We start from the raw sequence: 18,817 nt of genomic DNA on the forward strand, positions 1-18,817 counted from the left end.
CAATTACGACTTATTTTATATTAAGTACCCACATAAAGATGATAAAGATGACGAATAAAGCCCACATTACAGGGGAAACTTCTTTTCCACGACGAGCAGAAACCATTGCAATTGGGTAAGTAATCATTCCCCAAGCTAAGCCGTCAGAAATGGAATAGGTAAGTGGCATCCCAATTAAAATTAGAAATGCTGGTACTGCAATTTCCAATTTTTCCCAGTGAATTTGGGCAGTATTTTGAGCCATTAAGACACCAACGATAATTAAAGCTGGGGCAGTGACTTGAGTGGTAAAAATCCCAAGTAAAGGACTAAAAATCATTGAGATCAAAAAGAAAATAGCAACGAAAACAGCCGTTAAACCAGAACGACCACCTACTGCAATTCCGGCACTTGATTCTACGAAAGCTCCAACTGGTGAAGTACCAAAAATTGAACCAAAGAGCATGGCGGTAGAATCAGATGCTAAGGCTTTACCAACACGTGGCATTTTATTATTTTTCATTAAGCCAGCTTGTTGTGCCAAACCAATTAAGGTTCCTGCAGTATCAAAGAAAGTAACTAATAAGAAGGTAAGAACAACAATCCACATTTGTAAGGTATTGATATCTTTAACGTGAAAAATAGCTTGCCCAAAAGTTGGAGCTAAACTTGGTGCTAAAGAAACAAATTTATGAGGGAGAGCAATTTGACCAGTACAAATACCAAAAATTGAGCCGGCAATCATTCCAATAAAAATTGCTCCCGGTACACCTAAAATCATTAAGACTATAGTTACTAATAATCCAAAGATAGTAATCCAAACTAAAGGATTATCTAGGGAACCAAGACCAACTAAGGTCGAGCTGTTTTTAACAATTAGGCCACCATCTTGTAATCCTAAAAAGGCGATGAAGAGACCAATACCTGCTGAGATAGCATATTTTAAGTCTTGAGGAATAGCATCAATAATTAATTCACGTAATTTGAATAAGGTAATTAGAATAAAAATAATTGATGCAACAAAGACTGAAGCTAGCGCAGTTTGCCATTTCACATGCATTCCAATACATACGGTATAAGCAAAGAAGGCATTAATTCCTAGCGCCGGTGCTTCACCAATTGGATAATTAGCAACAATTCCCATAATGGCTGTACCTAAAGCAGCTGCTAAAGCAGTAGCGGTAAAAACCGCACCTGTTGGCATGCCACTTGCACCTAAGACACTTGGGTTAACAAATAGGATATAAGACATACTAATAAAAGTAGTTAATCCAGCTAAAAACTCGGTTCGAACGTTAGTACCTAACGTATCTAATTTAAAATATCTATTTAAAAAGTTCATTTTATCTCCATATCGAACATAATGTTCGTGTTCTATAATAATTTTAGGACTTTTTAAGTTTATCATTCATATAAACTGATGTAAATACGAATTATAAGTAATAGGGATCAAAAATGTGAAAAAGATTACAAGCTTTATTAGTAAAATTATTTGTAAAAAGATGATATAACAAGTTTGAAGGATGAAGGAAAGAGGGTTTTTATAATGACAGTTTATTACAAAGGATTTCCTCAAAGTACAAGAGAAAAGAAATTAAACATTGTAAACTTAAATGAATTAGAAAACGAAGCAAAATATTTAATTCCAGAAGCTGCATATTACTACATTGCTAGTGGTTCAGAAAATGAATGGACTTGGCGCAATAATACTCAAGCTTTTAATCATTTTCAAATTGTTCCAAGAGCATTAACTAATCGTTCAAATCCAAGTACTGATACTACTTTTATGGGTATGGATTTGAAGACTCCAGTTATGATCAGTCCAATTGCATGTAATGGTATTGCTCATGCAGAAGCTGAAGTTGATGTAGCTAAGGGTGCAAAAGCAGCTGGTGCCCTTTATAGTATGAGTACTTATGCTAATAAGAGTGTTGAGGATGTCCAAGAAGCTGTTGGTAAGTCACCAAGATTTTTCCAATTATATTTAAGTAAAAACTGGGACTTTAATAAAATGGTAATTACTGATGCTCTTAAAGCTGGATTTAGTGGCTTCTTCTTAACGGTTGATGCTACTGTTAGTGGTTACCGTGAAGCTAACTTACGTACCCACTTTACCTACCCAGTTCCATTAGCATTCTTTAACAAGTGGTCTGGTGGTAAAGGTGAAGGTCAAAGTGTAGCTGAAATGTACGCTTCTTCAGCTCAAAAGATCGGCCCAGAAGATATTAAGAAGATTAAGGAAATTGCCGGCGCTGATGTGCCTGTCTTTGTAAAGGGTGTTGAATGTGCTGAAGATGCCTTTTACGCAGTTGGTGCTGGTGCTGATGGTATTGTTGTTTCTAACCACGGTGGTCGTCAATTAGATGGTGGTCCAGCAACTATTGATGTTTTACCTGAAATTGCTAAAGAAGTTCACCACAGTGATCACCGTGTTCCAATTATTTTGGATTCTGGTGTTCGTCGTGGTTCACACGTATTTAAGGCATTAGCACTAGGTGCTGACTTAGTTGGTATTGGTCGTCCATACTTATACGGCTTAGCATTAGGTGGTGCTCAAGGTGTTGAATCAGTAATTGATCAATTGAACAAGGAATTATTAATTGATATGCAATTAACTGGCTGCAAGACCATTGAAGATGTTAAACACGCTAAGATTGATCACATTTCTTACAGTGCTGATTGGGGCGTTTCTTCAACTAGTCCTAGCGTCATGAAACCTTACCCTGTAACCAAAGAAAATCAAATTGAAAAGGGTAGCGAAGCTGACGCTGAATCAGGTGCTTCAGAACACGAATAAAGATTAGAGATTTAAAAAGATTAAGAATATAAAAAAACAGAGCTGAGTTTCAGCTCTGTTTTTTTGTTGTAGTAAATTAAGCATCAAGGGTAAGATCATCTAATTTTTTATCCCAATCTGCTGGTAGTTTCCCAATTTCTTTAAGTTTAAGGACAATTTGATCGATAACTTTCTCACGATCAGCCTCATTTGCCATAAAGTCATACTTATCTCCATCAATAGTCATTTTTGGAGAATAGTCATACTTTTCATACCATGGCTTATAGTAGCGTAATAAACGTTTGTAGTAATCTTCTAAAGTAGGATCATAACTCAGTTGTTCATAGTTACGACCACGTTTTTGAATTCGCTTAATCATCGTATCGTAAGAAACATCAATATGAACTAATAAATCTGGATGTTCTTTAGGCATACGATCTAATTCAGACATCATATTATTTAGTAATTCATAATATGTATCTACTTCTTCTTTGGTGGCACGTCCAATGTCAGCATTCATTTGGAAGAAAAGAGCGTCTTCATAAATTGAACGATCAAGCACATTATTATCGTCCTCTAAAGCATGCTTAATACTTTGGAAACGTGTATTTAAGAAATAAACTTGCAATAGAAATGCGTATTTTTCTGGATTTTCATAAAATAATGGCAATACAGGGTTGTCGTCTACACTTTCGTAAAAAGGTTTAGTATTTAAATATTTAGACAAAATTCCTGTAAGACTGGATTTACCGGCTCCAATAGGCCCGCTCAATACAATAACTGTCATCACGATCCTTCTTTTTATAACTCTTCTATAGATTAAAGATTACCAAGCTCTTTTAGTTTAGCATCAATCATTTTAATTACTTCTTTTTTGGCATTTTCATCTACAACAAAATCGTATTTATCACCATCAATAGCCATTTTTGGAGATTCGTCATAAGCTTCATACCAAGGCTCATAATATTTAATGAGTCGTTCATAATAAGCCTTTAAACTGGGATCAGTTGATAGCTGCTCAAATGAACGGCCACGTTTTTGAATCCGTTTAAGCATTGTATCTAATGAAACATGAATATAAATTAATAAATCTGGCTTTTTAGATGGGTTACCAGGCGTTTCAGCCATCATATTATGGAGAAGATTATCGTAAATTTTAAATTCGGTAGCGTCGGCGATATTGCTGTCTACATTCATTTTAAAAAATAGTGCGTCTTCATAAATTGAACGATCAGACACAGCATTCTTTTCTTGAACAGCCTGATTAATCTGAGCTAAACGGTGATTTAAGAGATAGACATTTAATAAAAATGTGTAATGGGACATGTCTTTATAATATAAAGGCAAAACAGGATTACTATCTACACCTTCATAGAATCCTTGAGTTCCCAAATGTTCAGCTAGAATACCTGTTAAACTGGATTTGCCGGCTCCAATCGGCCCACTCAATACTATAACTGTCATCACGTTCTTTCTATACAATATATTGTTTGCCTTACTAGTTTATTCCAAGATGTAGTGGGTAAACAAGAAAAATTTTAATTTTGTTCCACGAAAAAAAGTCAAGGCTTAACCCGACTTTTTTGAAAAAATATTTTGTTACTGTTTGTGAAAAATTAAGAAATATTATTTTATTTGCTGTATTTTTAGCTTAATTTGTCTGCTGCAAGTGGATCACAAATTATTGTTACATCTGGATGATCTTGTAAAATTGATGCAGGAACTTTTTCAGTAACAGGTCCTTCGATCATAGCCTTAATTGCATCTTGTTTTGCCTTGCCAAATGCTAATAGGACAATCTTTTTACTATGCATAATTGATTTAATTCCCATACAAATTGCTTTGCGTGGAACGTCTTCAATTTTATCAAAAAATCTCGAATTTGCCTTGATAGTATTCTGAGATAATTCAACCACATGAGTTAAGCTACCAAAAGGAGTGCCAGGTTCATTAAAAGCGATATGCCCATTGCGTCCAATTCCTAAAATTTGAATATCTATTGGATTTTCTTCAATTATTTTGTTGTAGCGTTTTACTTCCTCATCAAGATTTTTAGCAAGGCCATTAGGGATATATGAGTGTTTGAATGGTTTTTTATCAAATAAGTGTTGCTGCATAAAGTAGTGATAACTTTGTTTATTATCTGGAGCTAAACCATAATATTCGTCTAGGTTAATGCTGAATATGTCTGAAAAATCGAGATCACTGTGTACCATTTTGGAATATAAAGGAAGTGGAGAGGATCCAGTGGCTAAGCCAAGTACTTTGGCACCATTGGCCATACCGTTTTTGATAATTTCAAAAGCTTTGTCGCCACCTTCAATATTATTCTTTGTAATCATAAGCTTCATAATATAACCTCCTTATTGGTATAGTCCATCATAAGCTGAAAAATTACCCTAGTCAATACAAGCGGTTACATTATGTTGAAGGTAATCTTTTTGCTACAATTAACGTGAGGTGAGGCTAATGGCTAAACAATTTGAAGATTTAAATTTACCTAAAATGGGAATGGGTACCTGGAACATTGGTGGTAATCCAGGTCAAAGAAAAGAAGAAATCGCTGCTCTACGTTATGGGATTGATAATGGTATTAGCATAATTGATACAGCTGAGATGTATGGGGCAGGAAAAAGTGAAAGTTTAATCAAAAGTGCAATTAAAGGTTATGATCGAAGTAAATTATTTCTAATTTCTAAATTTTACCCATATCATGCTACTCCGGCCTTAGAAAGAGAGAGTTTAGAAAAGAGTTTACAGAGACTTGGTACTGACTATCTTGATCTTTATTTATTGCATTGGCGTGGGCCCACACGTTTATCTGATACTGTAGCTGGTCTTCAAGCATTACAAAAAGAGGGTCTAATTAAATACTGGGGTGTTTCAAATTTTGATACAGAGGATATGAAAGAACTTTTTGCACTTCCAGGAGGAAGTGAATGTTTCGTAAATGAAGATTTATATAATTTGGAACAGCGAGGAATAGAGTATGATTTGCTTCCATGGCAGGTAAAAAATAAGGTTAATTTTATTGGTTATTCTCCTTTTAATTCAGGCGATGGTAATACTATGCGGATTACCAAAAACTTGAAATTAGTAGCTAGAAATCATCAAGCTACACCTCATCAAATTATGTTGGCATGGACCATTCAAGGAGAGAATATGATATCAATACCTAAAGCAGGGAAAATTAATCATATGAAAGAAAATATTGCAGCTTTAGATATTAAATTAACTCAAGAAGATTTAAAATTATTAAATGCTGATTTTCCACCACCAACTAGTAAACAACCATTAGCATCTATTTAATTATCAACTTAGCAAAAATGCAGCTCCTTATGGAGCTGCATTTTTAGTTGAAGGAATTTTTATTTTACCATTAATTATTTTAAGACGAGCTTTTTGTGCTGCATCCCAAGCTTTATTAGAGATATTTGGCGAATTTGTGATATATACACCATTATTTTGTAGATTATAAGTTAGATTCTTTCCTCCAGGGAAATTTCCTTTAAGAGAATCCTGGGCCACGTTAGCAACAGCTTGATCCATTGCTTTAACAACTGAAGTTAAAGTGAAATTAGATGCTTGCTGGCCCTTTGCATAGTAATTTCCTAGTTGTTGTTGATTGGTATCAACGCCAATTACAAAAACCTTATTGTTTACGGGTTGAGCTTCATTGGTTAATTTAACGGCTTGAAAAACTCCGGTACCACTTTTTCCACTTGCTTGAAAAATGATATCAGCCTTCTTATTGATTAGGTTAAGAGTTAATTCTTTTGCTTTAGCTGTTTTAGAAAAACTATCTGTATAACTGTTCAAAAAGTTAATATTCTTATGAAGTTTTTTGGCGCCAGCTTTAATTCCTAATTCAAATCCAGTTTGATAATTAAGAGTAGCTTTATTTTGTTCACCACCAATAAAGCCAATTGTATTAGTTTTAGTTGTATAAGCTGCAACAATACCGGCTAAATAAGCTGCTTGTTCATTATTGAAATTAATTGATGCGACATTTTTTTGATGAGAAATAGTTCCATCAATAATTACAAAGTTATGATGAGGATTATCTTTAGCTGCTTGGCTAATATCAGTTTTTAAATTTGGACCTATGCTAAAAATTGTTTTGAAGTTTTTATTAATTGCTGTTTGAATTGCTGCCTTAGTCGTTGACGTAGTAACAAAATATTGGTAGCCATTATTGCCTTGTATAAGATGATTATTTTCACCATATTGCTTAAGTCCTTGCCAAGCTGAGTAATTATACGAGTGATCATTAATTGTATTATTATCTGTAACCAAAGCAACAGTTTTATTATCAGTTTTGTTGTTTGAATGTGAAGCTGATTTTTGGTGACTGCAGGCAGTAAGCGTAAAAATTAATAGTAAAAGCCCAATAAAAGTAAGAGCAAACCTTATTGAATTAACTTTTTTCTTCATAACTTTCCTTCATTTGCGATGTTAGATTGATTTTAACGTTTTTAAATTAACAAGTGGTTTTTAATTTGTCAAACAAAAAAAGAAGCTATTGCTAGCTCCTTTTTGATAATTACATTATTTAAGGTTAAAGATGATACCTAGTAAAAAGCCAAGTGCTTCAATAATAAATAAAGCATGAGTATTTTGAACAACTTTTGGAAAAGTAATTCGTTTATTTTGAACACGCCATAAAGCTTGCATGTTTTTTACTAGTAATGGGATGCAGATGACAATCAACAAGACAGACCAAGGTAAGATATTGATCATTACTGCCCAGATAGTTAATAAGTAACCTAGGACATAATTAACTACAAATAGATACAGACCACCTTTAACTCCAATATACGATACTAAAGTATGACGTCCATTATTGATATCTTCTTGGTAATCACAGACATTGTTTCCAAGCAATAATGTGTAATTACAAATTTCCGGAATTCCAGCTGCTAAAATCATTTTTCCTAAGAAGGACCAAGTAAAGCGATAATCTGGATAAATGTTGATGTAAACCATAACTAGAATAATTCCAAGTCCCATCGCAAAGGCAGCGGCAATTTCACCAAATGGTCCAGAAGAAATAGTATGTGAACCAGTAGAGTAGAAGATCGCAATTCCGTAACATAATAATCCTAGAATCCAAATAATCCAGTTATTGGTTTGAAATCCAATTAAAATGCCGCAAGCAGCTGAAATGATAAATAAGATAAGTGAAAACCATTTAACTTGAGCAGGATCTAGATGATACATTCCAATGGGGTTCTTTTTGTGATCACCAGTCTTAGCAGCCTTTTCTCGCTTATAATCCCAGTAACCATCGTTTACATTCATAAAAACTTGCAACACAATCATTGCAACAATCATTTCAATTGTTGGCCAAAGATGTAACTGATGGTAGTTATACCAGGCATAAAAAATACCTAAAATTAGTGGGATAACAGAGTTGAATAAAGTACGTGGTTCAATTAATTCATAGTAACCTTTTTTATAATCAGGTGACATGATAAGTTTAAGTCCTTTCTTAAAGTAACCCTTGATCCATTAAGTAAAGTTGATGGAACTGTTTGTTTTCTTTAAATAGAGTATGAGGGTTTCCTTCCATTTCGACAACCCCATCTTTGAAGAAAAGAACTTGGTCGATAAATTTCATCCCTTGTAAGTGGTGGGTAATCCAAATAACTGTCTTGTCTTTAAGCACGGCAAAAACTAATTGAAGTAATCTTTGTTCAGTTAAAGGATCTAAGCCTACTGTTGGCTCATCTAAGAGGACAATTGGAGTATCTTGTAAAAGTACCCTTGCTAAGGCTAAACGCTGCTTTTGACCACCAGAAAGACGTGCTCCGGCTTCTTGGACAGCAGTATTTAAACCATCAGGAAGTGAACGAACAAAATCTCCCATTTGTACTTTATCTAAAACTTCCATCATTTCATTTGGTGTGGCCTTTGGGTTAGCCATCTGTAAGTTTTCGTAGATAGTAGTGTTAAACAAAAATGGCTCTTGATTTAAGACAGAAAATAATTGTGCTCGCTCGTCTTGAAGTGCACGGACATTAATGCCGTTTAATTCAATTTCACCAGCATCTGGTTTTAAATCACCTAAAACTAATTGCAAAATTGTACTTTTACCAGCACCTGAAGGACCAATTAAAGCAGCTTTTTGACCTTTCTTTAAAGTTAAAGAGAAGTCTTTGATAATAGCTTGGCTTTCTCCTGGATAAGTAAAACTAATATGATTTAAAGTTAAAAGATCAGCTTTAGCTGGAGCTAGTTTTTCTTGAGCAGGTAAGTCTTGTTCTTCTGGTTTTAAAGCGTTAAGACGTTTAACTGAATCACTATATGTATGCCATTCTTCAACACCTTGTGCGACTGGAATAAAGGCATCAGAAAGTGGGAAAAGTGCTAGGACAACAGCCCCAACATAGTTAGCGGCATCTTGATTGTAAGTTAAATCTTTATTAGTAAAGAAGAGCAGAGCAATTGCAATTAAGCCAAAGATAACTTCTAAGACAAAATCACGAGCCCAATCGAATTCACCTGATTTTTTATTATGTTTAATTAATTTCTTTAAAGTTGACTTAGTTTCATTATGGAAATCTTGTTGACGACCAGAAACTTGCCAGTCACCTGCACCTAAGACTTGATCAGTATATTCAGTATAGAGAGCTGATTTTTCAGCCTTTTCTTTGGCTCTAATAGCGGCTTGGCTAAGTAAAGATACTAAAGGAACTACGAAAAGTTCAAATAAAAGTAAGATAGCAACGATACCAGCTAGTGGCCAACTAAACCAGCCAAGTAAGCAAACGGCAATAAAACCAACAATGTAACTCAAAATTGCGGGGAAAATAGTACGTAAATAAAGGTTTTGTAAGTGACCTAAATCTTCAGTCAAAAGTGATAAAAGCGTACCTGTTTTGTATTCTCCACCAACAGTTGAGGAATTTTTTTCGACAATTTCATAAAGGCGTAAACGTAAATCACTTGTAACTCGTAAAACCCAGTTGTGAGATACTAATCTTTCTAAATAGCGAAAGAGAGGACGACCAATTCCAGTGGCTCTTAACAAAACAATAGAAGTATAAATCATTAGGATATTAGCAGGATGTGTCGCAGCTTTATCAATGGTATAGCCAGCAAAAAACATTAGGGCGCCGGCACAAATAAACATTATCGTACCTAATAAAAGAGCGAGAGCAAACATCCATTTATATTTGAGCAAGTAAGGCTTAATCCAAGTCTCTGTTTTCCAAGAAAACTTATCGTTTCTCATAGTTCCGCCTCCTTTAAAGGTTCAGTAAGTTTACGATAGGCAGTACCACTTTTAGCTAAGTCACTAGGTGTACCTTGTTCAACAATCTTACCGTCTTCAATTACTAAACACCAGGCCATATCCTTGAGCCAATGGAGACGGTGGGTAGCAAAGAATACCAAGTGATTTTCCATTAATGGAGTCATTGTCTTCTTTAATTCATATTCAGTTTCAATATCAAGGTGAGCGGTAGGTTCATCAAAGAAGAGGATGTGCCGGTCATCAGCTAAAAATGCACGAGCTAAAGCAATACGTTGCTTTTGTCCACCTGAGATACCACGGCCGTGTTCTCCGATTTTAGTTTCTAAGCCATCTTTTAAACTAGAGATAAATTCAGTTAAACCAGCAGCTTCAATTGCTTGTTTGATTTCATCATCTGTTGCATTTGGACGATAAAAAGTGATGTTATACCGAATAGTATTAGCAAACATGTAAGGATCTTGAGGAATATAAGTTAGTTGGTTTTGCCAATTTTCTTGGGTTAAAGTTGTAAGCTCAGTATCGTTAACTTTAAAATTGTTAGCCTTATCTTTAGGAGTGAGATAACCAGCTAAAACATTCATTAAAGTGGTCTTACCAGCACCAGTTGGCCCAATAATTCCAATTTTTTCGTAGCCTTTAATCGATAAATTAATATTAATTAGTTCATCAATTACAGCTTTTTTAGAGTCATCCTGATTAACCATTCCAGTCATTTTTGCATTAGGATCGACAACAAACTTATCTTGATTATCATTTCCATATGTGAAGCTAAGATTATTAACTAATAAAGAACTATTTTTGTTCCACGTGAAACTTGGTAATTGATCTCTTTGTTCAACTGTCTTAAAGTCTAGGACATCAAACATTTGGCTTAAAGCATTTTTACCGTTCAAAGTTGCATGATAATCATTTCCAAAATCTCTAATTGGTAAGAAGTATTCTGGAGAAAGAACCAAAACAGTTAATGATGGTAATAAAACTAGGCGTCCATCAATTAAGCCCAAGCCCAAGAATACGGCAACAATCGCGATAGAAAGAGTAGTAAAGAAATCTAATGTAAAAGTTGAAAGAATTGCAACTCGTAATACGCGCATTGTTTGTTTACGATAAGCTTCACTATTAGCATAAACTTCTTTACCGTATCTTTTTGCTAAACCAAGAACTTTTAAGGTTCCGATACCTCTTAAGGTATCTACAAAATGGTTTTGTAACCGAATATAACCGCCATATTGTTTACTTGCTTGGTCCTGAGCAGCTTTACCCAAAATAATCATAAAGAGGATGAGAAGGGGAAAGACAATTAAAAGGATCCAGCCAGAGACAGCATTCTTAGTGAAAATATAAATTAAAATTATCCAGGGAACTATAGAAAGGGCAATTACTTTTGGAAAGATAAGGGAAAGATATTCAGAAACTTCGTCCATACCATCTAAAAGCATAGCAACCAAGTTACCAGTTCCAACTTTTGAGCTAACACTTAAACCACCTTGGTAAACTTTATCAAGAATTTGTTCACGTAATAAACTAGTAGTTTGTCTAGCGTAGCGTTTCATATACCAGTTTTGAAACCAGGTAATTCCTTGACGTAAAAGATACATAAGGAAAAAGATAAGCACATCAAAAGCGATAGCAGAAAAGGGTTGACGATGCCAAGAACCAACAATTGCTTTGGCCAGGAAAATTCCTTGCCCTAATATAGCAAATGCTTGCAGAAGAATAAGTCCTGCAAGCATTGTAAGCATGATCTTGGCTTTTGGTAATTTAAAAAGTCGTTTATCGATCATTAAATATTATCCTTTAGAATTTACATAAATTTATCAGAAATGTCATCGAGTTTAATACGATGTCTGAAAATGTAGTATGTCCAAATAATGTATGCAATTGCAATTGGTAAAAGAATACATGCAACAATTGTCATTACTTGAAGCGTTAAAGCACCGTTAGCAGCGTTAGCAATTGAAATTGTGTGAGCTGGGTTTTGGGCAATAAGTACATTTGGGAATAAACCATTGAATAGTAATGCTACTACTCCAGTTAAAGTTAAACCACTAAAGATAAATGCCCATGCTTGATGGTCTGAGTGGTTAAAGATTTGAGAAAGAATAGTAAATACTACAATTGCAATGGTAATGCAAATTGATGAAATAGGACGCTTTTCAAAGAAATCAGTTTGGAAAATAACTAATAAAGCGAAAACAACTTCACCAATATAAGCAAGAATGTAAAGTTTATTATTTAAACTTTGAGCACGTTTACTTAGTTCTGGATCATCAATTCTAAGTCTTAAAAAGTTAAGACCATGAATTAGTGAAAGTAAAACACCAGCAACGGCAGTAACGATTGAAAGCCAGTTAACGATATTCCAGAAACCTAAACTCATATTACCTTGAGCATCAATAGGAACACCTTGAATTAAACTTCCAAACATCATACATAAGAAGAATGGAGCTAATAAACTACCAAAGAATAGAGCCCAATTCCAGAAATTAAAACCTTTTCTACTTTCTGCATGGCTTGAAAATTCGAAAGAAACACCACGAATAATCAAAGCAAAAAGAGTTAAGAACAATAAAATATAGTATCCACTGAATAAACTTGCGTACCAGGCTGAGAAAGAAGCAAACATTGCACCACCAGCAGTAACAAGCCAAACTTCATTAGAATCCCAAATAGGCCCAATAGTATGAACCATTAAACGACGTTCACGGTCATTTCGTGCGATTAACCGTGTTGCAATTCCAACACCGAAATCAAAACCTTCAGTAAAGAAAAAGATAATGAATAAGAGGGCAATTAAAAGGAACCACAATAATTGTAAAGGTTGAATTCCATCAATCATTAGTACTGACCTCCTTGCAATGCTCTTTCTACACCCATATCAAGTTGACGTTTACTGTAGTAAACCATTACACCACCTAATGTAGCAAAGATTAGGAAGTACATAATGTTCGTAAATAGCAGCTCGCCGAAGGTTGTACTTGGTGAAACTGAATCAGCAATTGTAAATAAGCCGTAAACAGTCCATGGGAAACGACCTAGTTCAGTTACAAACCATCCACAAGTATTTGCTACGAATGGTAAGTAAGTAGTGATTCCCAAAATCCATAGGAACCAACGCTTGTTTTCGATAGTATTCTTCTTTGGACGAGTCCAAATTAAGCCCAAGATTGCCATTAGGAAGAACCAAGCAGCAAATCCGGCCATGATACGGAACGAGTAGAACAATGTTTTAACAGGAACATAGTAACTCATATCCTTACCAAACTTTTTATCATATTTTGCGTGTAATTCTTTATTAATTTGGTTCATACCTTTAACGCTACCACTAGTTCTGTGGTAGGTAAGAATAGTAAGAACGTCTGGAATTGAAACAGCTCCCTTATTTTCATGAGTCTTGGTGTCGAGATCAGCAACGATATCCCATGGAGCGTGCTTGCTAGTAGTATTGTATACACCTTCAGTAGCGGCAAACTTCATTGGTTGCTCGTGAATTTCGATTTGTGTTTGGTAATCACCAACATAGATTTCAAGAGCAGAGGTAATTAAAACAATCCAAAGACTAACACGCATAGACTTTTTGAAGAAATTACGATCGTGCTTGTGTTTACCTAATAAACCAAAGGCAGACATACCAACTACAACAACAGAAGCAGTTACAAAAGCACCGATGATAACGTGTGGGAATTCTGCTGATAAAGCAGGGTTCTTTAATAAAGCCCAGAAACTAGTCATTTGTGCTTTACCATCTTTGATGGCATAACCAACAGGATTTTGCATAAATGAGTTAGCAGTTAAAATCCAAACCGCACTTAGTAATGAGCCGAGGAATGATAACCAAACAGTCACACAGTGAAGACCTGGTTTAAATCTATTCCAAGTAAAAGCCCATAATCCGATAAATGTAGATTCAAGGAAGAATGCTAACAATGCTTCAATAGCTAATGGAGCACCAAAGATATCTCCCATAAATCTAGAATAATTGGACCAGTTCATACCAAATTGGAATTCTTGAATTAGTCCTGTAACAACACCAACGGCAAAACTCAGAAGGTAAATTTTACCCCAGAATTGTGCCATTTGCTTATAAACTTCGTCCTTTTTGGCAACGTAAAGAGTTTCCATGATAGAAACTACTAAACCCATACCAATAGTAAAAGGAACGAAGAAGAAGTGAAAGACAGTTGTCATCGCAAATTGAAAGCGAGCAAGGTCTAACATATCTACACCCAAAAGCATAATTTCACCTTTTCTTTATAATATCCAAATAAATTGTTTTCTCATTTATAATAAGCCTCTATTGGAACGTTTTCAATTAAATCAACAATATACCTGAATAAAAAGGTCTGAATTATTTATAAATAATTAAGGTTACAAAAAACGTTATTAAATAAAAAGCAGAAGTGACAGTGCGTTACTTCTGCTTTTTAGTATTAATATATTAAAAATAAAATATTTTTGTTATTAAAATTATTCACTTCTTAATGCTTCGGCAGCATCTCTCTTAGCAGCCATTTTTGCTGGTAAGTGACCACCAAGCATAGTTAGAATTGTTGCAATAATTATTAAACTAAGAGCTTGACCCCAATCGAGTTGAGCTACATTGGACATGTCGGTCATCTTGTAAATGACGCTACTAATTGGGAAGGTTAAAAGATAGGCAATAAAAATACCTAAAATACCTGAAAATGCTCCTAAAATAAAGGTTTCTGCATCAAAGACACGAGTAATATCACGTTTTCTGGCACCTAATGCCTTAAGAATTCCGATTTCCTTAGTACGTTCCAGGACTGAAGTATAAGTTAAAATTCCAATCATAATCATAGAAGTAATTAGAGAAATTCCAGCAAATGCAACTAATACCGTAGTAATTCCACTTAAGACGCCTCCAGTTAATTGGGTAAGGGTACCAGACATATCAGTGTAAATGATTTTATCTTTAGCTTTTTTACCCTTATTCCATTTATCAAGATAATTTAAAATCTTATCTTTAGAATCAAATGAAGTTGGGTAAATTAAGATACTAGTCGGAAGAGAAGATCCCCCTAAACTAGCTAGAACTTGCTCTTTTTGCCCATTGGCTAATGGTTGATTAGTTAAAACATTTGTATTCGAAGATTCTTGAGCTTGAACAATTTCAGAGTTTTTATTTTGATTAATAATTTCTTTTGCTAGGTTATCACTATAAGCAATTCCGTTATCAAGTAATGCCATTTGACTATTGTTCTTGCTTCGAATTACCCCTGCAAGTGTAATAGTTGTAGATGATGAATTATACATTGCTTGATTAGGTTCTTTCGGTATATAAGTCCCAGTTGGCAACTTTTGGTAATAATCATTATTAGAAATCAATTTAAATTTTTTACCAATTAATTTTGAAAGATCAATTTTTTGCCCATCTTTAACTTTAATACCTAAATTAGTCAAAGCATTGAGATTAGCTTCATCCTTGTTATTTAAGACTAAAACGACGTCTTGGCTTGATTTAGGCCAATTACCGTCAAGTAACTGGTAATTACTCTTTAAAAATGAGCCTTTTTTATTGTCCAAGGTAGTAGGAAAAACATTAGTGTTGATTCCCATGGTATTCATACTTTGTAGTTGAGCTGAAGCTAAAGGATTTTGAGAAGTATTAGAATTTGAAAATTCGACCTTTTGTACTTTTCCATTGGTTTTAGTAAGAAGATTTAATTGGGTACCGCGAATAAAGGAAATGTTATTAGCATAAGCTGGATTGATCTTTTTAATATAGTTAACGTAAGCCTGGCTAATATGATTTTCGTGAGTATTCTTTTCGTTATCTGGTTTAGCTGCAGTTAGGTAACCACGATATTTAACATTTTTGTTATTATCTTTATCTTTGGTAGAGTTACTGGTTATGTTAGTTGCAGTTTGAGAAATAGAAATTGGAAACTGGGCCAATGTTTTTGTCTGAGTTTGATCAATTTGCTTTTGAAACCCATGAGATAGAGCTAAGACAATTGCAATTCCAATAATTCCAATACTTGAAGCAAATGCGGTTAAAAAAGTTTGTCCCTTTTTAGTCATAATATTGGTAAAACTAAGTTTTAGAGCATTCCAATAAGACATTTTTGTTTTCTTTAAATGGAAAGTATCCTTAACATCTTTAGGTGGAGTGTAGGGATCAGAATCACTTAAAATCTTACCATCTTGAAAATGAACAATTCGACTTGCATATTCATCTGCTAGCTCAGGGTTGTGAGTAACCATGATGACTAATTTATCTTTGCTAAGTTCTTTAATAATCTTCATGATCTCTTCACTGGTTTTAGTATCAAGTGCTCCAGTTGGTTCATCACAAAGCAAAATATCAGGATCATTAGCTATTGCCCGGGCAATAGCTACTCTTTGCATTTGACCACCTGACAATTGGTTAGGCTTTTTATGAATATGGTCACCTAAACCAACTTTTTTAAGTGCTGCAATAGCTTTTTCGTGGCGTTCTTTGCTATCTACGCCAGAAAGAGTCATTCCTAGTTCAACATTTTCAATGATTGAAAGATGAGAAATCAAATTATAACTTTGAAAAATAAAGCCGACGGTATTATTACGATAGGCATCCCAATCAGTTTGAGTAAAGTTCTTAGTCGATTTGCCATTGATGATAATATCACCAGAATCATAGTGATCTAATCCACCAATAACATTTAAAAGGGTAGTTTTTCCAGATCCACTTGGACCTAGAATAGCTACAAATTCATGGTTCCTAAAGTTGATCGTAACATCATTCAAAGCGTGAGTTACTGTATCGCCAACTTTATATGTCTTCATTAAGTGTTCGAGCTGTAACATTCGTATCCTTTCTCATATTGCAAGATAAATAGATAGTTAGATAATTAACTATTATTTTAAAGTAAACATTATTAACTAGTCAATTTCAGAGTTAATGTGCAGAAAAAATTAATAAATTATTATCTATTTTAAAGCTAGAATTATTGCCTGGACAATAAAGCAAATTGCAATCAACCCAATAATAATAAAATGACGCTTTTTATGAATAATAAAAGTACCTGCAAATTCACGTATTATTGCATTGGGTAGAAAGTATAGTCTTGTTGTAGCACCAATGCCGTTAGCATGAAGATGGGCCATTTTTGCATAGAGGCCAGCTCTAAAAAGATGGTAATTATTCGTAAAAAATTTTGCTTTGAATTTATTATTGTCCCAGTCGTGTACTGCAATTTTTTTAGAAAAAATCATATTTTCCTGTGTGTTAGTAGATTGATCTTCAAGCAAAATATATTGTTTGTCCATTCCATGTTTAATAGCGTAATCTTTCATTGCAGCAGCTTCCGAGATAAGTTCATCTTTTCCTTGACCACCCGACATAATTATTTTGGGACGTTTATGTCCCTTGTTATATTGCTTATTGCTATAGGCAATTGCTCGATCAATTCTTGCACCAAGGATACGAGATACATCTTTTCCGTTAATCAATCCTGCTCCCAATACAATCAAATAGTCTTGTTTGTAGCTGCGTGGAGTGAATTGATAAAGGAAAAGATTAATTAAAAAGTTATACATTATTAGTAATAGATAAAGGGCAATGATGACTGCGGCTATTAAGACTAAGTTAAGCCCTTGAGGCAGATTACGCAGTAAGCCTAAACGTTCAATGATCCAGACTCCAACTAGCACAAGACCAATAAAAAGTGTTAGGAGATTGGGTAGACTGTGACTTTCATACTTCCATACAAAATAGGCATTCCACAAGAAAAAGGCCCAAGAAAAAATGACTAAAAGTGATACGACAATAAAAATAAAAATTGCCGTACTTCCAAAGATGTAAGTTAAAACTTGGTTATGCTGCGACAAGATTAAGTTGGCAAACCAACTTAAGAATATTAAGACTGTAATTGAAAAGAAAATCCCGTTAATTAATCTTCGCGGCTCGAATAACCAGGCGCATAAGAATATACCCAAACTAAGAAACATTAAGAGTGTTAAGACAGTTAATTCATGATGTAAAAAATAATTCCAAAAGTTATCTAGTTGTTGCACTAATTTGTCCATTTTATCCTTGTCCTTTATTCTTTGATTTCATTATAATTTAATTACCACGTATTTTTAACTAATTGGGAAAAGAGGAAGGTAATGAGACGCTTTTTACGTTTAATTGGTAACTTAGGAATAATGATTCTATCCTTTATTGCTTATGAACTAGCTCAAATTGTTTATGTAGTTCGCCAGGGTAGAACAATTTCTGCTTTGCGAATTGCTTTAATAATAATTGTTACTGCAGTCTTAATTTGGGGACTTTATGCTATTTATAAGTATCAATTAAAAGTTGAAAATGAGTGGAAATTCAATCAAAAGCCACACTGGGATTTAAGACGAGTATTTATTGCATTTGGTGCGTTTGTCTTAATAGTTGTAATGCAGATAATTTTTATTAGCTATATTGGAGGTAATAGTACCTCAACTAACCAAAAGGCAATTGAGGAAATACAAAAAAGTGTTAATCCTATTTTTAACTTAATGTTGGTGGTCTTAGCACCTATCTGTGAAGAACTCATATTTAGAGGAATGTTTTTCAACACCTTTTTCCCTGTGGAAAACATTTATACAAAATGGATTGGAATAATCACAAGTGGATTTGTGTTTGCCTTTGGTCACGATCCGGCGATGGATAAATTTATCTTTTTATATTGGATGATGGGTTCTATTTTGGCCTGGACCTATGTCAAAACAAAAGATATTCGCTACTCGGTTCTGGCCCATATGTTAAATAATTTACTTAGTTTATTGTAAAGAAAAATCTAGTAAAAAAGACAATCTGTATACAG

15 protein-coding genes are annotated in these 18,817 nt (G+C 34.2%); 3 read left to right on the forward strand and 12 right to left on the reverse strand.

The features are described 5' to 3' along the window. Nucleotides 1–10: 10 nt before the first annotated feature. Complete coding sequence (locus FP432_RS06340; RefSeq protein WP_265488478.1) at nt 11–1,321, reverse strand: NCS2 family permease; 1,311 nt, start codon at nt 1,319–1,321, stop codon at nt 11–13. 204 nt (nt 1,322–1,525) lie between these two features. Between FP432_RS06340 and FP432_RS06345 the strand changes: the two genes are divergently transcribed. Further along, the gene (locus FP432_RS06345) at nt 1,526–2,776 is read left to right on the forward strand and encodes an alpha-hydroxy-acid oxidizing protein (protein WP_265488479.1); all 1,251 of its coding nucleotides are present in this window, start codon (nt 1,526–1,528) and stop codon (nt 2,774–2,776) included. Nucleotides 2,777–2,852: 76 nt separating this feature from the next. On the opposite strand, the gene FP432_RS06350 is transcribed toward FP432_RS06345, so the two are convergent. The 3 genes from FP432_RS06350 to nagB form a co-directional block, all read right to left on the reverse strand. Then, on the reverse strand, nt 2,853–3,542 hold the full coding sequence (locus FP432_RS06350; RefSeq protein WP_265488480.1) for a deoxynucleoside kinase: 690 nt from the start codon (nt 3,540–3,542) through the stop codon (nt 2,853–2,855). 32 nt (nt 3,543–3,574) lie between these two features. Continuing rightward, on the reverse strand, nt 3,575–4,222 hold the full coding sequence (locus FP432_RS06355; RefSeq protein ID WP_265489615.1) for a deoxynucleoside kinase: 648 nt from the start codon (nt 4,220–4,222) through the stop codon (nt 3,575–3,577). A 179-nt stretch (nt 4,223–4,401) separates the two neighbouring features. Next, nucleotides 4,402–5,106, reverse strand: coding sequence for a glucosamine-6-phosphate deaminase (gene nagB, locus FP432_RS06360; protein WP_265488481.1), 705 nt, complete (start codon nt 5,104–5,106; stop codon nt 4,402–4,404). A gap of 118 nt (nt 5,107–5,224) precedes the next feature. On the opposite strand from nagB, the gene FP432_RS06365 reads away from it, so the two are divergent. Then, nucleotides 5,225–6,064 (forward strand): aldo/keto reductase, encoded by an 840-nt coding sequence (locus tag FP432_RS06365; RefSeq protein ID WP_265488482.1) that lies wholly within the window; start codon nt 5,225–5,227, stop codon nt 6,062–6,064. Nucleotides 6,065–6,091: 27 nt separating this feature from the next. On the opposite strand, the gene FP432_RS06370 is transcribed toward FP432_RS06365, so the two are convergent. From FP432_RS06370 to FP432_RS06405, 8 genes are all read right to left on the reverse strand, one after another. Continuing rightward, on the reverse strand, nt 6,092–7,189 hold the full coding sequence (locus tag FP432_RS06370; RefSeq protein WP_265488483.1) for a BMP family lipoprotein: 1,098 nt from the start codon (nt 7,187–7,189) through the stop codon (nt 6,092–6,094). A gap of 114 nt (nt 7,190–7,303) precedes the next feature. Further along, the gene (locus FP432_RS06375; RefSeq protein ID WP_265488485.1) at nt 7,304–8,227 is read right to left on the reverse strand and encodes a prenyltransferase; all 924 of its coding nucleotides are present in this window, start codon (nt 8,225–8,227) and stop codon (nt 7,304–7,306) included. A gap of 19 nt (nt 8,228–8,246) precedes the next feature. Beyond that, on the reverse strand, nt 8,247–9,992 hold the full coding sequence (gene cydC, locus FP432_RS06380) for a thiol reductant ABC exporter subunit CydC (protein ID WP_265488486.1): 1,746 nt from the start codon (nt 9,990–9,992) through the stop codon (nt 8,247–8,249). Beyond that, a complete protein-coding gene (gene cydD / locus FP432_RS06385; RefSeq protein ID WP_265488487.1) occupies nt 9,989–11,797 on the reverse strand; it encodes a thiol reductant ABC exporter subunit CydD in 1,809 nt (602 codons plus the stop codon). Before cydD ends, cydC begins: the two co-directional genes overlap by 4 nt. Before the next feature lie 20 nt (nt 11,798–11,817). Next, on the reverse strand, nt 11,818–12,852 hold the full coding sequence (cydB, locus tag FP432_RS06390; protein ID WP_265488488.1) for a cytochrome d ubiquinol oxidase subunit II: 1,035 nt from the start codon (nt 12,850–12,852) through the stop codon (nt 11,818–11,820). Then, complete coding sequence (locus FP432_RS06395) at nt 12,852–14,249, reverse strand: cytochrome ubiquinol oxidase subunit I (RefSeq protein WP_265488489.1); 1,398 nt, start codon at nt 14,247–14,249, stop codon at nt 12,852–12,854. The genes cydB and FP432_RS06395 overlap by 1 nt, the downstream gene beginning before the upstream one ends. A 231-nt stretch (nt 14,250–14,480) precedes the next feature. After that, nucleotides 14,481–16,823, reverse strand: coding sequence for an ATP-binding cassette domain-containing protein (locus FP432_RS06400; RefSeq protein WP_265488490.1), 2,343 nt, complete (start codon nt 16,821–16,823; stop codon nt 14,481–14,483). 123 nt (nt 16,824–16,946) lie between these two features. Beyond that, on the reverse strand, nt 16,947–18,044 hold the full coding sequence (locus FP432_RS06405; RefSeq protein ID WP_265488491.1) for a YdcF family protein: 1,098 nt from the start codon (nt 18,042–18,044) through the stop codon (nt 16,947–16,949). 81 nt (nt 18,045–18,125) lie between these two features. On the opposite strand from FP432_RS06405, the gene FP432_RS06410 reads away from it, so the two are divergent. Next, a complete protein-coding gene (locus FP432_RS06410) occupies nt 18,126–18,782 on the forward strand; it encodes a type II CAAX endopeptidase family protein (protein WP_265488492.1) in 657 nt (218 codons plus the stop codon). The last annotated feature ends 35 nt before the right edge of the window (nt 18,783–18,817 follow it).

Source organism: Lactobacillus sp. PV034, assembly GCF_014522305.1.
In the GTDB taxonomy this organism is placed as follows: Bacteria; Bacillota; Bacilli; order Lactobacillales; family Lactobacillaceae; genus Lactobacillus.